We start from the raw sequence: 23,538 nt of genomic DNA, 5'->3' as shown, positions 1-23,538 counted from the left end.
CGTTCGCGTCCGTCCGCTCAGTTGGCCAGTTGGCTCTCGACCACCTTGAGGAACGCCGCTTCGTCGGGCGCCGTCATGCTCGACCAGGCCTGGACCACCTTGCCGTCCCGGCCGATGAGGTATTTGTAGAAGTTCCATTTCGGCGTGGTGCCGGAGGCCAGCGCCAACTGCTTGAAGAGCGGGTTGGCATTGGTGCCGCGCACCGATGATTTCGCGAACATCGGGAATTTCACGCCGAAGGTGCTTTCGCAGAAATCGGCAATTTCCTTGTTGGAACCCGATTCCTGGGAGAAATCGTTCGAGGGGAAGCCCAGCACGACGAGACCGCGGGAGCGGTATTTGCCGTCCAGCGCCTCCAGGCCCTTGTATTGCGGGGTAAAGCCGCAGAAGCTCGCGGTATTGACGACCAGCACCACTTTTCCGGAGTACTGGCACAAAGATTGGGGTTTTTCGTCCTGCAGCCGCGGAAAGGTGTGCTGCAGGGTCGCGGGGCAGGCGGTGGCAACGCCGTCCGCGGGGCTGGCTGGCATGGTCGCGGCCGGCTCGGACGAGGGGGACTGGGCACTGGCCGTCCCGAGGGAAAAGAGGCATGCTGCCAGTGCGGCGGCCGGAGCGCAGCGCCTAGGCGCCAGCGGTCGGGTGGGGGTTCGCATGGGGCTCTCCTGAGGCAAAAAATAGGGTGTGAATCCGTGCCGGCAGGCAGCGCGTATGCACATCATCGCGCGACTGTCACCTGCACGCCTGACTGGCCGACTAAAATCAGCGGCCTTAGAAAGATTTTGATGCTTTATCCGGAACTCTTCAGACAACTCGAATCTGTCCGCTGGGACATGGACAAGGACATTCCCTGGCAGTCGTTCGATGCTTCGCTGCTGTCCGAAGAACAGGCGCAAACCATCAAGATGAACGCCATCACCGAGTGGGCGGCGTTGCCGGCCACCGAGATGTTCCTGCGCGACAACCGCCACGATAGCGACTTTTCGGCCTTCATGTCGATCTGGTTCTTCGAGGAGCAGAAGCACTCGCTGGTGCTGATGGAATACCTCAAGCGCTTCAGCCCCCAGCATGCGCCCACCGAGCAGGAGCTGCACGAGGTGCGCTTCGACTTCGATCCGGCGCCCCCGCTGGAAACCCTCATGCTGCACTTCTGCGGCGAGATCCGCCTCAACCACTGGTACCGCCGCGCCGCCCAGTGGCACACCGAGCCGGTCATCAAGCACATCTACACCACGTTGAGCCAGGACGAGGCCCGCCACGGCGGCGCCTACCTGCGCTACATGAAGCGCGCGATGGAAAAGTTCGGCGACGAGGCCCGGGCCGCGTTCACCAAGGTCGGCGTGCTGATGGCCAGCGCGCGCCGCACCGCCCAGGCGCTGCACCCGACCAACCTGCACGTCAACAAGGCGCTGTTCCCGAACGACACCATCCAGAGCCGCATGCCCGACCCGGACTGGCTCGAGCACTGGCTCGACAAGCAGATCAAGTTCGACGCCGTCTGGGAAAGCAAGGTCGGCGAGCGAATCCTGCACAACCTGAGCCTCTTGATGGACCGCAGCTTCAAGACCGTGCAGGAGCTCAACCGCTACCGCAAGGAACTGGCCGCCACCCTGGGCCCGAAGCCCGAATACCAGGGCGCATGACGGCGGGCGCTCGCTCATAATTCCGGCCGGAGGGCGGGCAGCGTGTCACAAGGGCACATGGCTGGCCGTCTACCGGACATGGACGACGCCACACTCGCTTTCGACAGCCACCGCCGACGCCTCCAGGGCATCGCCTACCGCATGCTCGGCTCCGTCGCGGAGGCCGAAGAAGTGGTGCAGGACGCGTGGCTGCGCTGGCACGAGGCCGACAAGGCCAGCCTGGGCAGCGCCGAAGCCTGGCTGGTCACCGTCGTCACCCGCCTCTCGATCGACCGGCTGCGCGCCGCCAAGGTCCAGCGCGAGCACTACATCGGCGCCTGGATGCCCGAACCGACGCTGACCGAGCCGCCCGACACGCCGGAAGAATCGCTGGAGCGCGCCGACAACATCTCCGTGGCGTTCCTGGCCGTGCTCGAGCGGCTGGCGCCCGAGGCACGGGCCGCGTTCCTGATGCGCGAGGTGTTCGACGCCGACTACGACGAAGTGGCGCTCACGCTCGGCAAGAGCGAGGCCGCGTGCCGCCAGCTGGTGCACCGCGCCAAGGCGCAGCTCCAGGAAGCGCGTCCGCGCTACCCTGTGCCCCGCGAAACCCACCAGCGCCTGCTGCGCGCCTTTGCCGACGCGGCTGCGCGCGGCAGCCTGCAGGACCTGAAGGCGCTGATGGCCGAGGAGGCCGAGCTCATCGGCGACGGGGGCGGCAAGGTGCAGACCTTCAGCAAGGTGCTGCGCGGCAGCCAGCGCTTGGCGCAGCTCTATTTCTCCCTCTGGCGGCGCATGGGCGCGGCGGTGCGCATGGAGCTGGCCGAGATCAATGGCGAGCCCGGCCTGCTGCGCTTCGTGGACGGCGAGCTCGAATCGGCGCAGACCTTCGAGATCGAGGGCGAGCGCATCGTGCGCATCCGCGTGCAGCGCAACCCGGACAAGCTGGCGCGCATCGCACGGCATTTTTCTTCGAGATAGTTCGCCGGGCGTGTCACAGGGCCGAGGGCTGGCCCGTCTTCAACAGGTAGCAAGCAGATTTTCAATCGCAACCACCTGGAGTACACGCCATGAGCAACACCTTCGCGCCCCGTCTCAACTGGTACAAGACCGCCCCCAAGGCCTTCCAGGCCATGATCGCCGTCAACGGCGCCATCGAGTCGAGCACGCTCGGCAAGGTGCTGATCGACCTCGTCTTTGCCCGCGTCTCGCAGATCAACGGCTGCGCCTACTGCCTGGACATGCACGTGCGCGACCTGCGCCAGCAGGGCGAAGACTGGCAGCGCATCAACAGCCTGCCGACCTGGCGCGAAGTGAGCCTGTTCAGCGAGCGCGAACGCGCGGCGCTCGGATGGGCCGAAACGCTGACGCGCCTGGCCGACCGCCATGAAGAACGCGACGCGGAGTTCGAGGCGCTCAAGGCCCATTTCAGCGAACTCGAGATCGTCGAGCTCTCCATCGCCATTGCACAGATCAACGCGTGGAACCGCATGGGTGTCGGCATGCGTTCGCAGGTGCTGGCCAAGCCGATGCCCTGAGAGCGCGCGGCCGATGCCGCGCTTCAGCGGCGCTCCACCACCATCGGTGCGATGCGCAGGCTCTCGCGCAGTTGCGCGACGGCTTCTCCGGCCGCCGAGCGTGATGGAAAGGGGCCGGCCTGCAGGCGGTGCGTGCCGGCTTCGCTGAAAACGCGCAGCTGCGGCGCCAGCGTGGGCAGGCCGCGCGCGGCCTCGCTCATGAGGTTCTCGGCGCCGTCGCGCTCGCGGAAGGCGCCCAGCTGTACCCAGAAGCCCGCAGTTGCAGCGGCGAAAGAAGGCGATGCCGTCGAGCGCGCCGCGGATGCCGGGGGATTGGCGGGCGCCATCGGCGGCAGTTCGGCGACCTCGATCGCCGGCCGCGGCGATGGCGCGTCCGGCGCCGGCTGAGCCGTTGGCGTTGTCGGCGGTGCCGCCGGTGCCATGGCCGTCTGCGGCGCCACCGGCATCGTCGAAGCATACGCGGTGCCCGAGTCCCGGCGCCAGGCGCCGGTGCGGATGTCCTCGTTCGTGATGCGCTCGATCTCCACCGGCGCCACGCCGCGCAGCAGGTCGAGCTTGAGCGCCGCCGTGTAGCTCAGGTCGATGACGCGGCCATCGACGAACGGCCCGCGGTCGTTCACCCGCACGATCACCTCGCGCCCGTTGGCCGGGTTGCGCACCCGCACGTAGCTGGGCAGCGGCAAGGTCTTGTGCGCAGCCGTCATGGCGTACATGTCGTAGGGCTCGCCGCTCGCGGTCGAGGCGCTGTGGAACTTGCGGCCGTACCAGGACGCGATGCCCGACTCGCGGAACGGCCGGTCGTCGGTGATCGGCTGGTAGGCCCGACCCAGCACCGTGTAGGGCTTGCTGGTGCCGCCGCCGTTGCGGATCGGCTCGACGCGGGGCTCGGCATCGGGCACGCGGTCCAGGTCCGCTGGAATGTTGCTGCCGGCGCCGTCCCGGCCGCCGCTGGCGCCGCTGCCGCGCGGACCGCTCGCGCAGCCGGCCAGAAGAACGGCCGCCGCCAGCGCGCAGGCGGCCCATGCCGAAGCGGCGCGGGTGCGGGCTCCGTCAGCCAAATACCGCCTTCCACAGCGCCAGCATGGCTTCGCGTTCCCGCGACAAGGCGGGCGGTGCGACCTGCGTCGGCTCTTCGTTGAGGCGCGCGCGGTGCTGCACGCGGCGCAGCTCGCGGTACGCCGCGGCGGCATTGCGGCCCACGGCGGCAGGCAGCAGTCCGGCTTCTTCGGCGCGCACCAGAAGCGCGATGTTGCCGACGTTCGGAATCAGCTCCGGATGGCCGGCCGACTCGGACAGCACCAGGAACTGCACCGCGAACTCGGCGTCCACCATGCCGCCAGGACTGTGCTTGACGTCGAAGTGCCCGGCTTTCACCGGCCGCGCGCCGCGCACCTTGTCGCGCATGGCGATGATCTCGGCCTTGAGCGAGTGGCGGTCGCGCGGTGCCACGATCACGGCCTCGCGCACGCGATCGAAGCGGGCGCCGAGCTCGGCGCTGCCGAGCACGAAGCGGGCGCGCGTCATGGCCTGGTGTTCCCAGGTCCATGCGGTGTTGCTGCCGCGGCCGAGCTGGTAGCGCTCGTAGGCCTCGAAGGTGGTCGTCAGCAGGCCCGAATTGCCGTTCGGCCGCAGCGCCGTGTCGATCTCGAACAGGTCGCCCTCGCGCGTCTTCACGGTGAGCCAGTTGATCAGCTTGCGCACATAGGCCGCATAGACCTCGCCCGCGCGCTCGTCGTCGTCGTCGTAGACGAACACGATGTCCAGGTCGCTGCCGTAGCCCAGCTCCTTGCCGCCCAGCTTGCCGTAGCCGATGACCGCGAACTGCGGCACTTCGCGGTGGATGTTGCGCACGTGCGGCCAGCACCAGCGGGCCGTCACGCGCAGCGTGGTGTCGGCCAGCGCGCTCAGGTCGTCGGCCACCTGCTCCACGGTGATGCGCCCGTCCACGTCGCGCGCCAGCGTGCGGAACACCTCGGCATGGTGGGCGTGGCGCAGCAGGTTGAGCAGGCGCTCCTCGTCGGCTTCGCCGGTGCGGCTCAGCGAGGCGTGGCGCGCCTCGAGCTCGCGCTCGAACTCCGCCGCCACGAACCGGCCCGACAGCATTTCGTCGCTCGCGAGCTCGTCGATCACGCCCGGGTGCTGCATCAGGTAGCGCGCCGGCCACTTGGCCGCGCCCAGGAGCCGCAGCAGCCGCTCCTGCACGGCGGGCCGTTCGACCAGCAGCGCCAGGTAGCTCTCGCGCCGCAGCAGCGGCTCGATCCAGTCGGCCCATCGCAGGGCCGCATCCACGTGGCGCGGCGTCTGTCCGGGTCCGTCGCCATCGGGCTCCTTGAGCCACTGGCCGGTGCGCTGCACCAGCTGGCGCAGCCGTGCCCGCGTTTCTTCGCGCAGCGCCATCACGCGGGGGTGCTCGCACCAGTTGCGGATGCGCTCGGCAAACGCAGGCGGCAGCTCGTCGAGCAGGTCGGCCAGGTCGGCAGGCGCGGCGGCCTTCTTGCCGCTGCATTTGCCGCTGCACGGCTTCTCGCCGCCGAGCAGCTTGTCGAATTCCTGTGCGACCAGTTCGCGGTGCGTGTCGAGTTGCGCGAGAAAGGGGCAGCAGCCGGGGTAGCCCATGGTCTGCGCGATCCAGCGCAGGTCGTCGTCGGCCACCGGCAGCACGTGCGTCTGCTGGTCGTCCAGGTACTGGATGCGGTGCTCGACCTTGCGCAGGAACTCGTAGGCGGAGGCCAGCGCATCGGCAGTTTCCTGCGGCATGAGCCCGGCCCGCGCCACGCGCTGCAAGGCGTCCAGCGTCGGCCGGGTGCGCAGTTCGGGAAACTGGCCGCCGCGCACCACCTGCAGCAGCTGCACCGTGAATTCGATTTCGCGGATGCCCCCGCGCGACAGCTTGACGTCGTTCGCGCGCTCGGGCCGGCCGGCGCTGCGGCGTGCCGACTGCTCGCGGATCTGCCGGTGCAGCGTGCGCAGCGAATCGAACACGCTGTAGTCGAGGTAGCGGCGGAACACGAAAGGCAGCACCGTGCCGCGCAGGCTTTGGGCCAGGCCCTGCGCAACGATGTCGCGCGGCGCCACCACACGGCTCTTCATCCAGGCGAAGCGCTCCCACTCGCGGCCCTGGACCTGGAAGTATTCTTCGAGGGCGTCGAGCGACACCACGCTCGGCCCCGAGTTGCCGTTGGGCCGCAACGCCAGGTCGACGCGGAACACGAAGCCATGCTCCGTGGTGTCGCCCACCAGCGCATAGATGCGCTTCACGGCGCGCGAAAAATATTCCTGGTTCGAGAGGCGGCCGCGGCCGTCGGCATCGCCGCGGGTTTCGCCGTCCAGGTCGTACAGGTAGATCAGGTCGATGTCGCTGGACACGTTGAGCTCGCGCGCACCGAGCTTGCCCATGCCCACCACCCAGAGCTGCGCGCGCTGCCCCTCCGGCCCGAGCGGCGCGCCGTGGATCGCATCGAGCTCCTGGCATGCGTCGCGGCAGGCGATGTCGAGCGCGAATTCCGCGAGCTGGGTGACGGCAGTGGTCACCACGGCCAGCGGGGCCTGCGCATCGCAGTCGAGCGCGACGAGCCGCTCCATCACCAGCTGCCGCACAATGCGCAGCGCATCGCCGACGTTGTCCCCGCGTGCACGCAGCGCCTCGTAGGCCTGCATCATCGACTCGCGCAGCGGCGCGCCAGGAGGAAGCAATGCAAGCTCGCCCGCATACCTGCGGCGCAGGCGCTGGACGAAGCGCGAATAGGAAGAAAACGCGGCTTCGATCGCGATCGGTGGCGTGGCTGGCAACTGGTTCACGCTGATATTGGTTTCCGTGGAACCCCTCTGAGTGCTGGCGGTCATAATTCCTGACACAGCGCGATCCTCAATGAACGACACGGCGTCTTCCCCTTCACGTCTGCTCAAGATCACCGCTGCGACGGCGCGCTGGCTGTTGGGTCTGCTGATCGCTGCATGGCTTCTGCTGGCGCTGTCAGTGGTTGTCCTACACGCGTGGATTGTGCCGCGAATCGGCGACTACCGTGGCGCGCTCGAGGCACAAGCCAGCAAGGCCATCGGGGTACCCGTTCGCATCGGGTCGATCACCGCGCGTTCCGATAGCCTGTTCCCAGTCTTCGAGCTGCGCGACGTGGTCCTGCACGATGCCCAGCAGCGAGAAGCCCTGCGGCTTCAGAAGCCCTGCGGCTCGTGCGGGTTGTGGCGAGCGTCTCGCCGCGTTCGCTGTGGCGCCTGAACTTCGAGCAGCTCTATATCGAAGGCCCGCAGGTCGACGTGCGGCGCGACGCGTTCGGCAAGCTGCACGTGGCGGGCCTGCACATGTCCAACGACACGACCGGAGAGACCCGCGCCGCCGACTGGTTTTTTGCGCAGCGCGAACTGGTCGTCGAAGGCGGCACCGTGCGCTGGACCGACGAGCAGCGCCAGGCCGAGCCGCTGCTGCTGACCGACGTGCGCTTCGCGGCGCGCAATGGCGGCCGCCGCCACGGCCTGCGGCTCGACGCCACGCCGCCGGCCGGATGGGGCGAGCGCTTCACCCTGCGCGGCCAGTTCCGCCAGCCGCTCTTGTCGGTGCGCTCCGGCCGGTGGCAAACCTGGGACGGGCAGATCTACGCCGACCTGCCCTACATGGACGTCACCCGCCTGGGCCGCTATGTGTCCATCGACGCGCGCATCCGCGAAGGCAGCGGTGCGCTGCGCCTCTGGGCCGACGTGAAAAAAGGCCAGCTCGTGGGCGGCGCGGCGGACCTCGGCCTGCACCGCATCGACGCCTCGCTCGGCCGGGAGCTCCAGCCGCTGGTGCTGCGTTCGGTCACCGGCCGCCTCGCGGGCCAGCTGAATGAAGAGAACCTCGAGTTCTCGACCACCGCGCTGCAGTTCGACACCGCCGACGGCATGCGCTGGCCGGGCGGCAACCTGTGGCTGCAGCATTCGCCCGCGAGCGGCCGCACGCCGGAGCACGGCGCGCTGCGCGCCGACCGTCTCGACCTGGCCGCGCTGGCGCTCATCGCCGACCGCCTGCCGCTGGGCGACGCCACGCACCGCGCGCTCGACGCCTATGCGCCGCGCGGGCTGGTCGAGCGCATCGACCTGAACTGGCAAGGCTCGCTGGGCGCGCCCGAGCGCTACCAGGCCAAGGGGCGGATCAGCGGCCTGCGCGTCGCTTCGCAGCCGGCCGCGCCGGAAGCCCCCACGGCGGCGCCGCCACAGCACCCGCATGCCGGATCGCCCGGTGTGAGCGGTGCCACGCTCGACTTCGACGCCACCCATGCCGGCGGCACTGCCGCGCTGAGCGTGGCCAAGGGCACGATCGAGTTTCCGGGCGTGTTCGAGGAGCCGGTGATTCCGATCGACCGGCTCGCCGCCCAGCTGCAGTGGAAGCTCGACAAGGACAACGCGCAGCTGCAGGTGTCCAAGCTGCGCTTTGCCAACACCGATGCCGAGGGCGAGGCCGAGGCCAGCTGGCGCACCAGCGATCCCGCCGTGTCGTCCGGGCGCGCGCGCTACCCCGGCGTGCTCGACCTGCAGGGCAAGCTCACGCGCGCCGACGGCACGCGGGTGTACCGCTACCTGCCGCTCGTCATCCCGCAGCACACGCGCGACTACGTGCACAGTGCGGTCACCAAGGGCACGGCCAGCAGCGTCGACTTCCGTGTGCGCGGCGACCTGCACGACATGCCTTTCATGGACCCGAAGAAGGGCGACTTCCGCATCGTGGCCAAGGTGGCCGACGTGACCTACGCCTACGTGCCCCCCACTTCGGCCATCGCCGCATCGACGGCCGCCAAGGCGGGCGCCCCTGCGGCGCGCACCGGCACGCCGGCACCGGTGTGGCCGGCGCTCACCGGCCTCTCCGGCGAACTGGTGTTCGAGCGCGCGGGCATGCTGGTGCGCAACGCGCGCGGGCGGCTGGCCGGCGCGTCCGGCATCGAGGTGACCAAGGCCGAAGCGCAGATTCCCGACATGTCGCACCACGCCTCGCTGCTGCGCGTGGATGCACAGGCCAAGGGACCGCTGGGCGAGCTGCTGCGCGTGGGCGCGCCGCTGGCGGGTGAAACCGGCGAGCTGCTGTCCCGCGCGCGCGCCACCGGCGCGGCCGACTACCGCCTGCACCTGGAGCTGCCGCTCGCGGCCATGCAGGAGGCCAAGGTCCAGGCCAGCATCGCGCTGTCCGACAACGAACTGCAGTTCGTGCCCGAGGCGCCGTCGTTCAGCCAGGCGAAGGGCACGGTGAGCTTCACCGAAACGGGCTTTTCGCTGGCCAACGTGCAGGCGCGCCTCCTGGGCGGCGACATCCGGCTCGAGGGCCGCGGCCGCTTTGCCGGTGCCAACCGCGAGGTGGCGCTGAAAGCGCAGGGCACGGCCACGGCCGAGGGGCTGCGCGGTGCGCGCGAAGCCGGTTGGCTCACGCGCATCGCGGCCAAGGCCAGCGGCAGCACGCCCTACGCGGCCACCTTCTCGATGCGCGACGGAGCACCGGAGTTCTCTGTCACCAGCACGCTGCAGGGCCTGGCGCTGCAGCTGCCCGCCCCGCTGGTGAAGACGGCCGACGAGCAGATGCCGCTGCGCATCGAGAAGAAGGTGCTGCAGCGCGAGACCCGCGCGGGTGCCCAGGTCGCGGTGCAGGACCAGCTGTCGATGGAGCTCGGCCGCATCGGCGCGGTGCAGTATGTGCGCGACATCTCGGGGCCCGAGGCGCGGGTGCTGCGCGGAAGCGTCGGCATCGGCCTGGCGCCGGGCGAGACCGCCAGCGTGCCGGACCGCGGCGTGACGGCCAACGTCAACATCGCCAAGCTCGACATGCCGGCCTGGCAGGCCCTGGTCGGCGACGCGGGCACCGGCGCCGCCTCCGGCGCGGCCGAGGCGCCCGGCGGTGCCGAGGACGGGGCCATGGGCTACGTGCCCACGCGCCTCGCGGTGCGCGCGCAGCAGCTCGGCATCGGGGGCCGCACGCTGCACAACGTGGTGCTCGGCGGCACGCGCGAGGGCACGCTCTGGCGCGCCAACATCGACGCCACCGAGCTCAGCGGCTATGCCGAGTACCGCCATACGCAGGCCGGACGGCTCTATGCACGCCTGGCGCGGCTCAAGATCGCGCCCGCCGAGGCCACGCAGGTCGAAGCGCTGCTCGACGAGGAGCCGGGCACGCTGCCCGCGCTCGACATCGTCATCGACGACTTCGAGCTGCTGGGCAAGCGCCTGGGCCGCGCCGAGATCGATGCCGTCAACCGCGGCGGCGCGGGCCGCGAATGGCTGCTCAACAAGCTGAGCTTCAGCATGCCCGAGGCAAGCTTCACGGCCAAGGGCACCTGGGCCGCGAGCGGCGCCGCCACGCCGGGCCGCTCCGAGCGCCGGCGCACCGCCATGACCTTCAGGCTCGACATCGCCGACGCGGGCAACCTGCTCACGCGCTTCGGCATGCCCGGCGTGCTGCGCCGCGGAAGCGGGCGGCTCGAGGGCGAGGTCCACTGGCGCGGTTCGCCGTTCTCTCTGGACTATCCCACGCTGGGCGGCCAGATCCAGGTCAACGTGGAGTCGGGCCAATTCCTGAAGGCCGATCCCGGGCTGGCCAAGTTGCTCGGCGTGCTGAGCCTGCAGGCGCTGCCGCGCCGGCTCACGCTGGACTTCCGCGACGTGTTCAGCCAGGGCTTCGCCTTCGACTTCATCCGCGGCGACGCGAAAATCACCAACGGCATCGCGAGCACCAACAACCTGCAGATGAAGGGCGTCAACGCGGCCGCGCTGATGGACGGTTCGGCCGACATCGTGCGCGAGACGCAGGACCTGCGCGTGGTCGTGGTGCCCGAGATCAACGCCGGCACCGCGGCGCTGGTGGCCACCGCCATCAACCCCGCGATCGGCCTCGGCACCTTCCTCGCGCAGTGGGTGCTGAGCAAGCCGCTTGCCGCGGCCGCCACACAGGAGTTCCACATCGAAGGCACCTGGGCCGACCCCAAGATCGCCAAGGTGCCACGATCCATCCTGCCGAACGCCTCGATTTTTCCCGCGCCGCCGGCGAGCGGCGAAGGCAAGAAAACGGAGACCACGCAATGAAAGTCGCAGCCATCCAGATGGTGTCCGCCATCGCCCGCGAAGCCAACCTCGCGCGCGCGCACAACCTGCTGGCCCAAGCCGCCGAAGGCGGCGCCGAGCTCGCGGTGCTGCCCGAGTATTTCTGCATGATGGGCGCGCGCGACACCGACAAGCTGGGCCTGCGCGAAACCGCCGGGGCCGGCACCGTGCAGGGCTTTCTTGCCGATGCGGCGCGCGAGTTCGGGCTCTGGATCGTCGGCGGCACGCTACCGATCGAGACCACGGATGCCGATCACGTGTTCAACAGCTCGCTGTGCTTCTCGCCGGAGGGCCGGTGCGTGGCGCGCTACGACAAGATCCACCTGTTCTATTTCGACAACGGCACCGAGCGCTACGACGAGCGCCGCGTCATCGCACCGGGTGCCGCGCCCGTGGTGTTCGACCTGCCATCGCGCGATGGCCACCGCTGGCGCGTGGGCATGAGCGTTTGCTACGACCTGCGCTTTCCGGAGCTCTACCGCGCGCTCGCCAAAGAGGGCGCCGACCTGCTGCTGGTGCCCAGTGCCTTCACCCGCACCACCGGCGCCGCGCACTGGGAAGTGCTGCTGCGCGCCCGGGCCATCGAGAACCTGGCCTGGGTGGTGGCGCCCGCGCAGGGCGGCACGCACGAGAACGGCCGCCACACCTGGGGCCAGTCGATGGTCGTCGATCCCTGGGGAACGGTGGTGGCGCAGCAGGCCAGCGAGGAAGGCGTGGTGCTGTTCGACATCGACGCCGGGCAGGTCGCGCGCATGCGCGCCCAGCTGCCGGTGCTCTCGCACTGCGTGCTCTAGCGATGGAAGGTGCCTTGCACGTCGCACCGCCGCGGTGGGCGCTGGCAGCGTTCGTGCGCCTGCGCTCGCTGTGGCAGCGCTGGTTCCTCTGGCTGATCCTGGCCGTGCTGGTGTCGGCGCTGCTGGTCACCGTGGTGTGGCTCGCGGGGCGCCACGAGGTCGAGCAGGTGCAGGCCACGCTCGACCGCGACACCGCCGACGCCGTGTCCGACCTGCGCATCGGCCTGCAGCGCAATGCCCAGAGCCTGCGTGCCACCCAGGTCTCCGGCGTGGACCGCACGCACTGGCCCGAGGCCGCGGCCAGCCTGCTGCGCGAGCACCGGGAATGGCTCCGGCTCGAATGGCGCGATGCCGCGCTGCGCCCGCTGGAGGCCGTCAACACGCCCTACCGCATGCGGCTGATCGACGACGAGAGCCGCGGCCCCGACCAGTCCGACGTGGCGCTTGCCTGCGCCGCCGCGCGCAAGCTCGGTGCGCCGGCCTATTCGCCGAGCCACTACGTGCCGATCCTCGGCGGCGGCGGCGTCGAGGTGATGGAGCTGTGCGTGCCCATCGACGCAGGCGGCTTCCTGGTGGCCAGCTACTCGCTGCGCGACACGCTCACCGAACTGGTCGGCCCCACGCTCACGCGCGGCCAGGAGGTGGCTTTCACCGAGGCCGACGGCACGCGCCTGGTGGCGCTCGGCACTTCGCGCCGCACGGGCACGCGCGTGTTCACCTCGCAGCAGCTGATCGACCTGCCCGGTGTCGCGCTGATGCTGCGCGTCGATGGCTGGCGCTCCGCGCCCGATCTCTTTCCCAACGTGCTCACGGCGCTGGTCACGGCCATCTCGATCGCGCTGGTCTCGGTGCTGGCGCTGCTGGCGCGCGACACGCGGCGCCGGCTGCGCGCCGAGCGCGACCTGGCCGATGCGCTCGCCTTCCGCAAGGCGATGGAAGACTCGGTCATCACCGGCCTGCGCGCACGCGACCTGCAGGGGCGCATCACCTACGTGAATCCCGCCTTCTGCGAAATGGTCGGCTTCAGCCCCGAGGAGCTGATGGCCGGCAGCGGCGAACCGATCGAGGCGCCCTACTGGCCCACCGAACTGGCGCACGAATACCAGCAGCGCCAGGCCCGGCGCCTGGCCGGCGGCATGCCGCCGCGCGAAGGCTTCGAGTCGGTCTTCATGCGCAAGGACGGCACGCGTTTTCCGGTGCTCATCTTCGAGGCCCCGCTGATCAACGCGCAGCGCGTGCAGACCGGCTGGATGAGCGCGTTCATCGACATCAGCGAACAGCGCCGCATCGAGGAACTCTCGCGCGCCAGCCAGGAGCGCCTGCAGGCCAGCGCGCGGCTCGCCACCGTCGGCGAAATGGCCTCGCTGCTGAGCCACGAACTCACGCAGCCGCTGGCGGCCATCGCCAGCTACGCGACCGGCTCGCTCAACATGCTGGGCCCGCACGCCAAGGGCGAGCAGGCCGAGGTGGCCATGGCGGTGCGGCGCATTGCCGAACAGGCCGACCGCGCGGGCCAGGTGATCCGCAGCGTGCACGACTTCGTCCGCCGGCGCGACCGCACGCGCGAAGCGGTGGCCGCGCAGGCGCTGATCGACGCGGTGCTGCCGCTGGTGCGGCTGCAGGCGCGCAAGCTGGGCGTGAGCATCGAGGTGGTGCTCGAGGAAGGCCTGCCGAAAGCCATGTGCGACCGCACGCTGGTCGAACAGGTATTGCTCAACCTGGCGCGCAATGGAATGCAGGCGATGGACATGGCGGAGAGCACCACCGGCCGCGTCCTGCGGCTGCGTGTGGCGCGCGTGGTGGCCGTGGGCGGCTCCGGCGCGGAGGACGCGCGGCGCTGGCTCGAGTTTTCGGTGGCCGATGTCGGCTGCGGCATCAGCGACGAGGTGGCGAGCCGCCTCTTCACGCCTTTTTTCACCACGCGGGCCGATGGCATGGGCCTGGGCCTCAGCCTGTGCCGCACGGTGGTGGAGCAACATGGCGGCGTGCTCATGTTCGAGCCCAACGGCGCCCGCGGCACCGTGTTCCGGTTTACCCTGCCGGTGGCCTGACCATGGCCCGCCGCGCGACATTCATCTGGATCGACTTGATATGCAACCGCTGATCGATGGTCTCATCTTCATCGTCGACGACGATGCCAGCGTGCGCGAGGCGCTGGCCTGGCTGCTGCGTTCGCGCCGCCTCGAGAGCGAGCATTTCGCGAGCGCCGAGGCGTTCGAGCAGCGGCTGGCCGACGGCCCGCTGCCCGAGCAGCCGCTGTGCCTGCTGCTGGATGTGCGCATGCCCGGCACCAGCGGACTGGTGCTGTTCGACCGGCTCGCGGAACGCGGCCTGCTGGCTGCCATGCCGGTGATCTTCCTGACCGGCCACGCCGACGTGCCGACCGCGGTGGACGCGGTGAAGCGCGGCGCCTTCGATTTCTGCGAGAAGCCGTTTTCCGACAACGCCCTGGTCGACCGCATCGAGCAGGCGCTGGGCGCCTCGCTCCGGGCGCTGGACCTGCAGCGCGCGCGGCGCCGCCTGGCCGGCCGCGTCGCCGAACTGACCGAACGCGAGCGCGACGTGATGCGGCTCGTGGTCGAAGGCCTGCCCAACAAGCTGATTGCCGACCAGCTGGCGATCAGCGTGCGCACCGTGGAGGTCCACCGCGCGCGCGTGTTCGACAAGATGGAAGTGAAATCGGCGGTCGAGCTGGCCAACCGCCTGCGGGAACTCTAGGCTCCCGTTGCCGGTCAGCCGCGTGGCGCGCGCTCGCCCACGTAGATCTCGACGCGGCGGTTCTGCGCCCGGCCGGCGTCGCTGTTGTTGTCGGCAATCGGCTCGCGCGCGAGCCGCGGCCTTCGATGCGGAAGGCCGCTGCGCTCACGCCGCGCGCCACCAGGTAGTCGCGCGTGCTTGCGGCGCGGTCGACCGACAGCGGGTTGTTGATGGCGTCCGAGCCGCTGCTGTCGGTGTGGCCGATGATGCGCACCTCGGCATTCGGGTTGTTGCGCAGGCCGTTGGCGAACTGGTCGAGCACCGGCGCAAAGTTGGACTTGATGTTCGAGCGGCCCACGTCGAAGGACACGTCGCTCGGGATCTGGAGCTTGAGCTCGTTGTTCTGGGTTTGCGTCACGGCCACGCCGGTGCCCTGGGTGGCGGCTTCCATCTGGCGCTTCTGGTTCTCCATGCGCTGCGACCACAGGTAGCCGCCGAGGGCGCCGGCTGCGGCACCCACCACGGCGCCGGTGCCGATGGCACCGCGGTTGCCGCCGGTGGCGGAGCCGATGGCTGCGCCGCCCAGTGCACCGATGCCGGCGCCGATGCCGGTGTTGCGCTGGGTGTCGGTCATGCCGCCGGCACAGCCGGACAGGACGAGAGCGGCGGCGGTGGTGGCAAGTACGAATTTTTTCATTGCGATCCCTTTCGAGGTTGAATCAGGCGGCACAGCTTAGCGTCGGCAAGCACGCAGCGGTACGGCCTTGCTGCCTTGCAGAAAAGGTGAGAAACCTCTGCCAAGCACCGTGGATACTCAAAAGATTGCTACTTAAACAATAGCTAATAGCCGATTTTCCGACAGATCACCGGGTCGTTCGGCTACGCCGGAATTCACGGTTTCGGCGGCGGATTCTTTTCGGCGGGGCCGTCGTGGTCCTCGGTGGCCTCCGCATCGTCGTGCAACTCGCCTTTCTTCCGGCCCGAAAACATGGTCCACCAGACGATCAATATGAAGACGAGCCCGGCCCCGAGGGCTTCAAGCAAAATCAGACCCATGAGAAATGGACTCCAGTGGCTGGTTGGGCTCGCGATCGTAGCAACGCTGGCCGGCTGCTCGACAGCGCCCCCCGCACCCAGCACGCCGGCGCGGCCTGCCGCCACACCCCCCCGCGATCTCGGACCGCTGACCGGAACGCTCACGCATCCCAAGAGCCGGTGGGTGCCGGTCGGCTGGTCGGAACTGCCGGGCTTCAGCGACGACCCGCTGCACGAAGCCTGGATTGCGCTGCTCGCCAACTGCGCACGGCCCAACACCGCGTTTGCACCGCTGTGCCGCGAGGTGCGCCAGCTGGCCATTGCGACGCCCCAGGAACAGCGCCAGTGGATGACGGACCGGCTCCAGCCCTACCGGGTGGAGTCGCTCGCAGGCTCGAGCGAGGGCAAGCTCACGAGCTACTACGAGCCGGTGTACGAGGCCTCCCGCGTGCCCACGGCCACCTTCAACGTGCCGATCTACCAGGCGCCCGAGGGCCTTGCGCCGCGGCGCCCGTGGTACACCCGGCAGGAGATCGACACCCTGCCCGAGGCGCAGGCCGCCCTGCGCGGCCGCGAGATCGCCTGGATGGCCGATCCCATCGATGCGCTGATGCTGCACATCCAAGGCTCCGGGCGGCTTCGCATCACCGAGGCCAATGGCGTGCAGCGCACGGTGCGCGTGGCCTACGCGGCCACCAACGAGCAGCCCTACAAGAGCGTGCAGCAATGGCTGATCTCGCAGGGTGTCGCCAAGGTCGGCAAGTGGCCCGACGACACCAAGGCATGGGCGGCGCAGAACCCCCAGCGCGTGTCGCAGCTCTTGTGGAGCAATCCGCGCTACGTGTTCTTCCGCGAGGAAACCCTGAGCGAGGTCGATGCGGCCTTCGGCCCGCGCGGGGCGCAAGGCGTGCCGCTCACGGCGGGCCGCTCCATCGCGGTCGACCGCGAGAGCATCCCTTACGGCACGCCGGTGTGGCTGGCGTCCAGCGGCCCTGCGGCGCAGTTGCAGAAGCTGGTGGTGGCGCAGGACACCGGCAGCGCCATCCTGGGCGCCGTGCGCGCCGACTACTTCGCGGGCACCGGCGCCGATGCCGGCCGCCTCGCCGCCAGCATGAACCAGCCGCTGCGCCTGTGGGCCCTCTGGCCGAGGCAGTTGCCGGCGCCCTGACCGGGGGGCGGCCTGGATTCATGGAGGTGTCATGCGAACTGACTAACTTCGCGGGTTGATTTGTTCAACCCACGAAAGACATTGCGCATGACAGCAATCTCCCGCAGCGACGATCCTTCGATCGATCTCGACGACATCGGCACCAATCCCACGGCCAACCCGTCCTTCAACGACCTCGTCGCGTCGCGCCTGAGCCGCCGCCAGCTGTTCGGCCTGGGTGTCGGCACCGCCAGCACGGCGCTGCTGCAGGCCTGCGGCGGTGGCGGTGGAGGCGGCGCTGCTTTCCCGGTGCTGCCCCCTGCGCCGGCGCCGGCACCACCGACCCCGCCGCCGCCCGCCCCCGCTCCGCCGGCACCCGCACCGGCACCCCTGAAGCTCAACTTCAATGCCGTGGCCAAGAGCCTAGACGACGTGGTGAGCGTGCCTGCCGGCTACACCGCCAGCGTGCTCTACCGCCTGGGCGACCCGATCGCGGCCGGCGTGCCGGCCTATGCCAACGACGGCACCGATGCGCCCGCCACCTATGACCGCCGCGCCGGCGATCACCACGACGGCATGACCTTCTTCGGCATGGACGCCTCCAACAAGTGGAGCCCCGCCAGCGCGTCGCGCGGCCTGCTGGCCATGAACCACGAGGCCATCACACCGCTGTTTCTGCACCCCACGGGCCAGACCATCGCCGGCACGGGCAACGCGGCGGTGCGCACGGTGGCGGACGAAGTGCTGCGCGAGTTCTACCTGCACGGCGTGAGCGTGATCGAGGTCAACAAGAGCGGCAGCAGCTGGAGCTACAAGCAGGATTCGAGCTTCAACCGGCGCGTCCACACGCTCACGGACATGGCGTTCTCGGGACCGGCGGCCCGGACCGATTACCTGAAGACCCGGTACTCGGCCGACGGCAGCAAGACCCGCGGCACGCTGAACAACTGCGCCAACGGCACCACGCCCTGGGGCACCTACCTGACCTGCGAGGAGAACTGGGCCGGCTACTTCCGCCGCATCGCCGCAACCGACAACCCGAATCGCAGCGCGAAGGAAATCACCTCCTTCAACCGCTACGGCGTTTCGAGCACCGGCCGCGAGCTGTGGGCCACCGTCACGCCCGACACCCCGGACAGCCTCTACGGCCGCTGGAACGCCCAGGTGGTCGGCGCCAGCGCCACCGACGATTTCCGCAACGGCGCCAACACCTACGGCTGGGTGGTCGAGATCGATCCCTTCAACCCCGCCAGCACGCCGAAGAAGCGCACCGCGCTGGGCCGCTTCGGCCATGAAGGCGCCTGCCTCGGCCCGGTCGTGGCCGGCAAGCCGCTGGTCTGGTACATGGGCGACGATTCGCGCAACGAGTACATCTACAAGTTCGTCTCGGCCAAGCCCTGGGACGCGGCCGACGTCGGCGGCGGCATGGCGGCCGGCGACAAGTACATGGACGACGGCAAGCTCTACGTCGCGCGCTTCAACGCCGATGGCACCGGCAACTGGCTGGAGCTTTCGCTGGGCGTGAACGGCATCACCGCCGGCAATGCGACCTATGCCTTCGCCGATGCGGCCGACGTGCTGGTCAACGTGCGCCTGGCGGCCGACGTGGCGGGCGCCACGCGGATGGACCGGCCCGAGTGGACGGCCGTCAACCCGAAGACGGGCGACGTGTACGTCACGCTCACCAACACCAATGCCGCCTCGCGTCCCATCACCGCGACCGACGGGGCCAACCCGCGCTACTACAACGACCCCAAGGGTGTGTCCGCCACGGCGCAGACCGGCAACCCCAACGGCCACATCGTGCGCTTTGCGGACGACGGCGCCAATCCGGCTGCGCTGAGCTTCAAGTGGGACGTGTACCTGTTCGGCGCGCGCGCCACGGCCTCGGCCGACATCAACCTGTCGCAGCTGAGCGCCGACAACGACTTCTCCAGCCCCGACGGCATGTGGTTCAGCCACGCCACCGCGGGCCTGCTGTGGCTGGAGACGGACGACGGCGCCTACACCGACGTGACCAACTGCATGCTGCTGGCCGCGTTGCCGGGCCAGCTTGGCGATGGCGGCGCGAAGACGGTCACCAACGTCGACGGCGCCACCACCCGCACGCAGGCCACCTTCGTCGGCAAGGCACCCGGCACCGACGGCCTGCGCCGCTTCCTGGTGGGCCCGAAGGACTGCGAGATCACCGGCATCGCCGAATCGGGCGACGGCCGCGCGCTGTTCGTGAACATCCAGCACCCGGGCGAAACCACGCCGGCTGCGAGCATCGGCGACCCGACCAAGTTCGGCAGCCACTGGCCGCAGGGCGGCAGCGCCCGCCCGCGCTCGGCCACGGTCGTCATCACCAAGGACGACGGCGGCTTGATCGGCCTCTGAGGAAAAGCGCCGCTGCGAGTCCTCCCGAATTGATCCGGGAGGACTCAGCGCGGCAGCGGCAGCGCGGTCTTGTACCTGACCTGCTTGAGCGCAAAGCTCGAGCGGATCTTCTCGATGCCGGGGATCGGCGTGAGCTGCTCCAGGATGAATTTCTCCAGCGCCGCCATGTCGGCCACGGCGATGCGGATCAGGTAGTCGCTGTCGCCTGTCATCAGGTAGCACTCCATCACCTCGTCGTGCTCGGCAATGCGCTCTTCGAAGTCGGCGAGCGACTGCTTGCTTTGCGTCGTGAGGCTGATCGAGATGAACACGTTGAGCCCCAGGCCGAGCGCCTTGGCGTTCGCGAGTGCCACGTAGCGATCGATCACCCCGTTCGCTTCCAGCATCTTCACGCGCGCGAGGCACGGCGACGGGGACAGGTGCACGCGGCGCGCCAACTCCACGTTGGACAGCGCGCCGTCGCGCTGCAGCTCGTCGAGTATGCGCAGGTCGATGGCGTCGAGTTGCATGAAATGCCGCAAAATTAAATAACGCCGGAATTTTATGCTGCGAAGACGGCATGGGAATGCATGCGCCGGTAGCTAATTTGTCTCGAGGCGGCCTAAAGTGCTGGCATGAATGCCCCGATTTCCGCCGACCAGATGCGCGCGCTGCTCCCCGACGCAGCGCTCTCGCACGACCCCGATCCCGCCGAAACCGCCGAATGGCGCGAGGCCTTCCTGGCGCTGGCGCAAACGCACGGTCCCCAGCGCGCACGGCAGATGCTGGTGGAGCTCGCGCGGCTCGCGCGGCAGCAACGCATCGGCTGGCAGCCCGAGCTCGCGACGCCCTACGTCAACACCATCGCGGTGGAAGACCAGCCGCCCTTCCCCGGTGACCTGGCCATCGAGGAGCGGCTGGCGTCCCTGATGCGGTGGAACGCACTCGCGATGGTCGCCAAGGCCAACCAGGCGTACGGCGAACTCGGCGGGCACATTGCGAGTTATGCGAGCGCGGCCGACCTGTTCGAGACCGGGTTCAACCATTTCTTCCATGCGCGCAAGGATTCGGGCGACGGTGCGCATCGTGGCGATCTCGTGTTCTTCCAGCCGCACAGCGCGCCGGGCGTCTATGCCCGCGCGTACCTCGAAGGCCGCCTCGGCGAAGAAGACCTGAAGCACTACCGCCAGGAACTCACCGCGCCCGCCTTCACGCAAGGCAGCGGCGCACGCGGCCTCAGCAGCTATCCGCATCCCTACCTCATGCCGGACTTCTGGCAGTTTCCCACCGGCTCGATGGGCATCGGCCCGATCAGCTCGATCTACCACGCGCGCTTCATGCGCTACCTCACGCACCGCCACCTGCTCGACTGCGAAGGGCGGAAAGTGTGGGGCGTGTTCGGCGACGGCGAGATGGACGAGCCGGAATCGATGAGCGCGTTGACGCTCGCCGCGCGCGAGAAGCTCGACAACCTCGTGTGGGTCGTCAACTGCAACCTGCAGCGCCTGGACGGCCCGGTGCGCGGCAACGGCCGCATCATCGACGAGCTCGAAAAGCTCTTTGCGGGCGCAGGCTGGAACGTCATCAAGCTGGTCTGGGGCAGCGACTGGGACGGCCTCTTCGCGCGCGACACCAGCGGCGCCCTTGCGCGTGCCTTCGCCCACACCGTGGATGGCCAGATGCAGACCTTCGCGGCCAAGGACGGCCGCTTCAACCGCGACAACTTCTTCGGCCAGAACCCCGAGCTCGCGCGCCTGGCCGAGGGCATGACCGACGAGCAGATCGACCGCCTGAAGCGCGGCGGCCACGACCTCGTGAAGATCCACGCCGCCTATGCCGCTGCGGCAGCGCACCAGGGCCAGCCCACGGTGATCCTCGCCCACACCAAGAAGGGCTATGGCATGGGTAGCGCCGCGCAGGGCAAGATGACCACGCACTCGCACAAGAAGATGGGCGACGTCGACCTGATCGAGTTCCGCGACCGCTTCAGCCTGCCGCTGACCGATGCGCAGGCCATTGCGATGGACTTCTACCGCCCGCCCGAAGACAGCGCCGAGATGCAGTACCTGCGCAGCCACCGCGCCGCGCGCTCGGCGGCGCCATGCCGCGCCGCGAGACCGCGTGCGACGTGGTGCCCAAGCCCGAGCTCGCGGCCTATGCGCAGTTCGCGACCGCGGCGGCCGGCAAGGAAATGAGCACCACCATGGCCTTCGTGCGCATGCTGGGCAACCTCATGAAGGACAAGGCCCTGGGTCCGCGCATCGTGCCCATCGTGGCCGACGAGGCGCGCACCTTCGGCATGGCCAACCTGTTCAAGCAAGTCGGCATCTATTCGAGCGTGGGCCAGCGCTATGCGCCCGAAGACATCGGCTCGGTGCTGAGCTACCGCGAGGCGACCGACGGGCAGATCCTCGAAGAGGGCATCAGCGAGGCCGGCGCCATCGCCAGCTGGACGGCTGCCGCCACCAGCTACAGCGTGCATGGCCTCGCGATGCTGCCCTTCTACATCTACTACTCGATGTTCGGCTTCCAGCGCGTGGGCGATGCCATCTGGGCCGCGGCCGACCAGCGTGCGCGCGGCTTCCTGCTGGGCGCCACCTCCGGGCGCACCACGCTCGGCGGCGAAGGCCTGCAGCACCAGGACGGCAGCAGCCATCTCGTGGCCGCGACCATCCCCAACTGCAAGGCCTACGACCCGGCCTATGCGGGTGAGATGGCGGTCATTGTCGATGCGGGCATCCGCGAGATGATGATCGAGCAGAAGGACGTGTTCTATTACGTCACGCTCATGAACGAGAACTACGCGCAGCCCGATGTCCCCGAGGGCGCGGACGCCGACATCCTGCGCGGCTGCTACCGGTTCGGCGTGTTCGGGCAAGCCGAGGGCAAGGCGAAGAAGAAGGTCACGCTGATGGGCTCTGGCGCGATCCTCACCGAAGTCGTCAAGGCCGCGCAGCTGCTGGCCGATGAAGGCATCGAGGCCGAGGTGTTCAGCGTCACGAGCTGGAGCGAACTCGCGCGCGACGGGCTGGCGTGCGAGCAGCGCGCGATGGCAGGCGAGAAGGACGCCGGCGTGCCGTTCATCGCGCGGCAGCTCGGCGCCGGCAAGGGCCCGATCGTCGCCGCCACCGACTACGTGCGCGCGGTGCCCGAAAGCGTTCGCGCCTTCCTGCCCCAAGGCCGCCGCTACCTCACGCTCGGCACCGACGGCTTCGGCCGCAGCGATACGCGCGCCGCGCTGCGGAAGTTCTTCGCGGTGGATGCGGCAAGCATTGCGCGGGCGGCGCGGCACGCGCTGGGCTGAGCCTCGCCCGCGGGGATGTTCATCGTGCAGGGCTGCGTTAGAGTCGCAGACCCACCGCCTCCCCAGCCCATGACCGCCCGTTTCCAGTCCGTTGCTCCCACCGTTCGCCTGGCCGACCAGGTGGCCGACGCGTTGGCGGCGGAGGTGCGGAGCGGGCGCCTGTCGGAGGGCGACCGCCTGCCGACCGAGGCTGCGCTGGCCGAGCAATTCGGCGTCAGCCGCACCGTGGTGCGCGAGGCGGTGTCGCGGCTCAAGTCGCTCGGGCTGCTCGATTCGCGCCAGGGCAGCGGCGTGTACGTGCGTGCCGCGGGCGTGGAGCCGCTGCGCTTCGAGATGCCGCACGTGGCCTCGCGCGAAGCCGTGATCCAGATGGTCGAGCTGCGCCGCGCGCTCGAGGCCGAGGTGGCCGCGCTGGCCGCCGAGCGGCGCACACCCGCGGACGTGCAGCGCATCCGCGAAGCCATCGACGCGCTGCATGCGGCGGTGGCCGCGGGCGGCAACGGCGCCGATGAAGACGTGCGCTTTCATCGCGCCATCGCCGAGGCGGCGCGCAATCCGTTCCTGATCGGCACGCTGCAGTACCTGCGGCAGTTCCTGCATGGCGCCACGCGCGTCACGCGGGCCAATGAGGCGCGCCGTGCCGACTTCGCGCGCGAGGTGGCGCAGGAACATGCGCAGATCGTCGAAGCCATCGAGGCCGGCGATCCGCTGCGCGCCCGCGAGGCCGCCAAGTCCCACATGGACAACGCGATCCGCCGCATCGAGCAGGCCGACCCCGCGTTCTGGCAGCAGGAAGGCGCGCGACTGGCGCGGCCGCTGGTCGAAGACTGGCCCGCGGGCCAATAGGGCAAAGGAAACGAGGTGTAGTTTTCCGGGTTTACCCGAGTCGGGCAATCGGATTCAGATTTGTATGATGACCTGACAAATAGAGACGGCGCGCTGTACCCCACACCGCGTGGATCAGTTCTTCATCCAA

Annotated in this window: 14 protein-coding genes and 3 pseudogenes; 11 read left to right on the top strand and 6 right to left on the bottom strand. The window is 69.3% G+C overall.

The genetic code is table 11. The features are described from left to right. Positions 1-17: 17 nt before the first annotated feature. Positions 18-653: a glutathione peroxidase gene (locus ABID97_RS02040; protein ID WP_503012739.1), complete on the bottom strand. Its 636-nt coding sequence runs from the start codon at positions 651-653 to the stop codon at positions 18-20. Between the two features lie 129 nt (positions 654-782). Here ABID97_RS02040 and ABID97_RS02035 point away from each other — a divergent pair, with 129 nt between their 5' ends. From ABID97_RS02035 to ABID97_RS02025, 3 genes are all read left to right on the top strand, one after another. Then, on the top strand, positions 783-1,640 hold the full coding sequence (locus ABID97_RS02035) for a ferritin family protein (protein ID WP_354396905.1): 858 nt from the start codon (positions 783-785) through the stop codon (positions 1,638-1,640). Positions 1,641-1,718: 78 nt separating this feature from the next. After that, on the top strand, positions 1,719-2,600 hold the full coding sequence (locus ABID97_RS02030; RefSeq protein WP_354396904.1) for an RNA polymerase sigma-70 factor: 882 nt from the start codon (positions 1,719-1,721) through the stop codon (positions 2,598-2,600). 89 nt (positions 2,601-2,689) lie between these two features. Continuing rightward, positions 2,690-3,157, top strand: a complete 468-nt coding sequence (locus ABID97_RS02025; RefSeq protein WP_354396903.1) for a carboxymuconolactone decarboxylase family protein — start codon at positions 2,690-2,692, stop codon at positions 3,155-3,157. A 23-nt stretch (positions 3,158-3,180) separates the two neighbouring features. On the opposite strand, the gene ABID97_RS02020 is transcribed toward ABID97_RS02025, so the two are convergent. Further along, positions 3,181-4,215, bottom strand: coding sequence for a septal ring lytic transglycosylase RlpA family protein (locus tag ABID97_RS02020; protein WP_354396902.1), 1,035 nt, complete (start codon positions 4,213-4,215; stop codon positions 3,181-3,183). Further along, a complete protein-coding gene (gene glnE, locus ABID97_RS02015; RefSeq protein ID WP_354396901.1) occupies positions 4,208-7,000 on the bottom strand; it encodes a bifunctional [glutamate--ammonia ligase]-adenylyl-L-tyrosine phosphorylase/[glutamate--ammonia-ligase] adenylyltransferase in 2,793 nt (930 codons plus the stop codon). Before glnE ends, ABID97_RS02020 begins: the two co-directional genes overlap by 8 nt. Positions 7,001-7,025: 25 nt before the next feature. On the opposite strand from glnE, the pseudogene ABID97_RS02005 reads away from it, so the two are divergent. The 4 genes and pseudogenes from ABID97_RS02005 (at position 7,026) to ABID97_RS01990 (ending at position 14,739) form a co-directional block, all read left to right on the top strand. Next, positions 7,026-11,209, top strand: a pseudogene (locus tag ABID97_RS02005) (YhdP family protein). Continuing rightward, the gene (locus ABID97_RS02000) at positions 11,206-12,021 is read left to right on the top strand and encodes a carbon-nitrogen hydrolase family protein (RefSeq protein WP_354396898.1); all 816 of its coding nucleotides are present in this window, start codon (positions 11,206-11,208) and stop codon (positions 12,019-12,021) included. Before ABID97_RS02005 ends, ABID97_RS02000 begins: the two are co-directional and overlap by 4 nt. Positions 12,022-12,023: 2 nt before the next feature. Next, the gene (locus ABID97_RS01995; protein WP_354396897.1) at positions 12,024-14,072 is read left to right on the top strand and encodes a two-component system sensor histidine kinase NtrB; all 2,049 of its coding nucleotides are present in this window, start codon (positions 12,024-12,026) and stop codon (positions 14,070-14,072) included. Between the two features lie 40 nt (positions 14,073-14,112). Next, positions 14,113-14,739 carry a response regulator transcription factor gene (locus ABID97_RS01990; protein WP_354396896.1) on the top strand — a complete coding sequence of 209 codons (627 nt, stop codon included), beginning with the start codon at positions 14,113-14,115 and terminating at the stop codon, positions 14,737-14,739. Positions 14,740-14,753: 14 nt separating this feature from the next. On the opposite strand, the pseudogene ABID97_RS01985 reads toward ABID97_RS01990, so the two are convergent. Then, positions 14,754-15,415, bottom strand: a pseudogene (locus ABID97_RS01985) (YiaD family glycine zipper/OmpA-like lipoprotein). A gap of 194 nt (positions 15,416-15,609) precedes the next feature. Beyond that, positions 15,610-15,774, bottom strand: coding sequence for a hypothetical protein (locus tag ABID97_RS01980; protein WP_354396895.1), 165 nt, complete (start codon positions 15,772-15,774; stop codon positions 15,610-15,612). On the opposite strand from ABID97_RS01980, the gene mltA reads away from it, so the two are divergent. Both mltA and ABID97_RS01970 read left to right on the top strand, forming a co-directional pair. Beyond that, positions 15,773-16,921 carry a murein transglycosylase A gene (gene mltA, locus ABID97_RS01975; RefSeq protein ID WP_354396894.1) on the top strand — a complete coding sequence of 383 codons (1,149 nt, stop codon included), beginning with the start codon at positions 15,773-15,775 and terminating at the stop codon, positions 16,919-16,921. The genes ABID97_RS01980 and mltA overlap by 2 nt on opposite strands. Positions 16,922-17,008: 87 nt before the next feature. After that, the gene (locus ABID97_RS01970) at positions 17,009-19,279 is read left to right on the top strand and encodes a PhoX family protein (protein WP_354396893.1); all 2,271 of its coding nucleotides are present in this window, start codon (positions 17,009-17,011) and stop codon (positions 19,277-19,279) included. Positions 19,280-19,323: 44 nt separating this feature from the next. On the opposite strand, the gene ABID97_RS01965 is transcribed toward ABID97_RS01970, so the two are convergent. Then, the gene (locus ABID97_RS01965) at positions 19,324-19,788 is read right to left on the bottom strand and encodes an Lrp/AsnC family transcriptional regulator (RefSeq protein ID WP_354396892.1); all 465 of its coding nucleotides are present in this window, start codon (positions 19,786-19,788) and stop codon (positions 19,324-19,326) included. A 105-nt stretch (positions 19,789-19,893) separates the two neighbouring features. On the opposite strand from ABID97_RS01965, the pseudogene mdeB reads away from it, so the two are divergent. Together mdeB and ABID97_RS01955 are read left to right on the top strand one after the other, a co-directional pair. Continuing rightward, positions 19,894-22,562, top strand: a pseudogene (gene mdeB, locus ABID97_RS01960) (alpha-ketoglutarate dehydrogenase). A 69-nt stretch (positions 22,563-22,631) separates the two neighbouring features. Further along, positions 22,632-23,408 carry a FadR/GntR family transcriptional regulator gene (locus ABID97_RS01955; RefSeq protein WP_354396891.1) on the top strand — a complete coding sequence of 259 codons (777 nt, stop codon included), beginning with the start codon at positions 22,632-22,634 and terminating at the stop codon, positions 23,406-23,408. Positions 23,409-23,538 lie beyond the last annotated feature (130 nt).

Origin of the sequence: Variovorax sp. OAS795 (assembly GCF_040546685.1) — a bacterium.
Taxonomy (GTDB): domain Bacteria; phylum Pseudomonadota; class Gammaproteobacteria; order Burkholderiales; family Burkholderiaceae_C; genus Variovorax.
The sequence above is the reverse complement of the archived record's forward strand: the minus strand, read 5'-3'. Positions and strand labels throughout refer to the sequence as shown.

Coding starts and splice junctions, on each gene's coding strand:
- ABID97_RS02040 (WP_503012739.1), bottom strand. CDS start 653: ATGCGAACCCCCACCCGACCGCTGGCGCCTAGGCGCTGCGCTCCGGCC.
- ABID97_RS02035 (WP_354396905.1), top strand. CDS start 783: ATGCTTTATCCGGAACTCTTCAGACAACTCGAATCTGTCCGCTGGGAC.
- ABID97_RS02030 (WP_354396904.1), top strand. CDS start 1,719: ATGGACGACGCCACACTCGCTTTCGACAGCCACCGCCGACGCCTCCAG.
- ABID97_RS02025 (WP_354396903.1), top strand. CDS start 2,690: ATGAGCAACACCTTCGCGCCCCGTCTCAACTGGTACAAGACCGCCCCC.
- glnE (WP_354396901.1), bottom strand. CDS start 7,000: ATGACCGCCAGCACTCAGAGGGGTTCCACGGAAACCAATATCAGCGTG.
- ABID97_RS02000 (WP_354396898.1), top strand. CDS start 11,206: ATGAAAGTCGCAGCCATCCAGATGGTGTCCGCCATCGCCCGCGAAGCC.
- ABID97_RS01995 (WP_354396897.1), top strand. CDS start 12,024: ATGGAAGGTGCCTTGCACGTCGCACCGCCGCGGTGGGCGCTGGCAGCG.
- ABID97_RS01990 (WP_354396896.1), top strand. CDS start 14,113: ATGCAACCGCTGATCGATGGTCTCATCTTCATCGTCGACGACGATGCC.
- mltA (WP_354396894.1), top strand. CDS start 15,773: ATGAGAAATGGACTCCAGTGGCTGGTTGGGCTCGCGATCGTAGCAACG.
- ABID97_RS01980 (WP_354396895.1), bottom strand. CDS start 15,774: ATGGGTCTGATTTTGCTTGAAGCCCTCGGGGCCGGGCTCGTCTTCATA.
- ABID97_RS01970 (WP_354396893.1), top strand. CDS start 17,009: ATGACAGCAATCTCCCGCAGCGACGATCCTTCGATCGATCTCGACGAC.
- ABID97_RS01965 (WP_354396892.1), bottom strand. CDS start 19,788: ATGCAACTCGACGCCATCGACCTGCGCATACTCGACGAGCTGCAGCGC.
- ABID97_RS01955 (WP_354396891.1), top strand. CDS start 22,632: ATGACCGCCCGTTTCCAGTCCGTTGCTCCCACCGTTCGCCTGGCCGAC.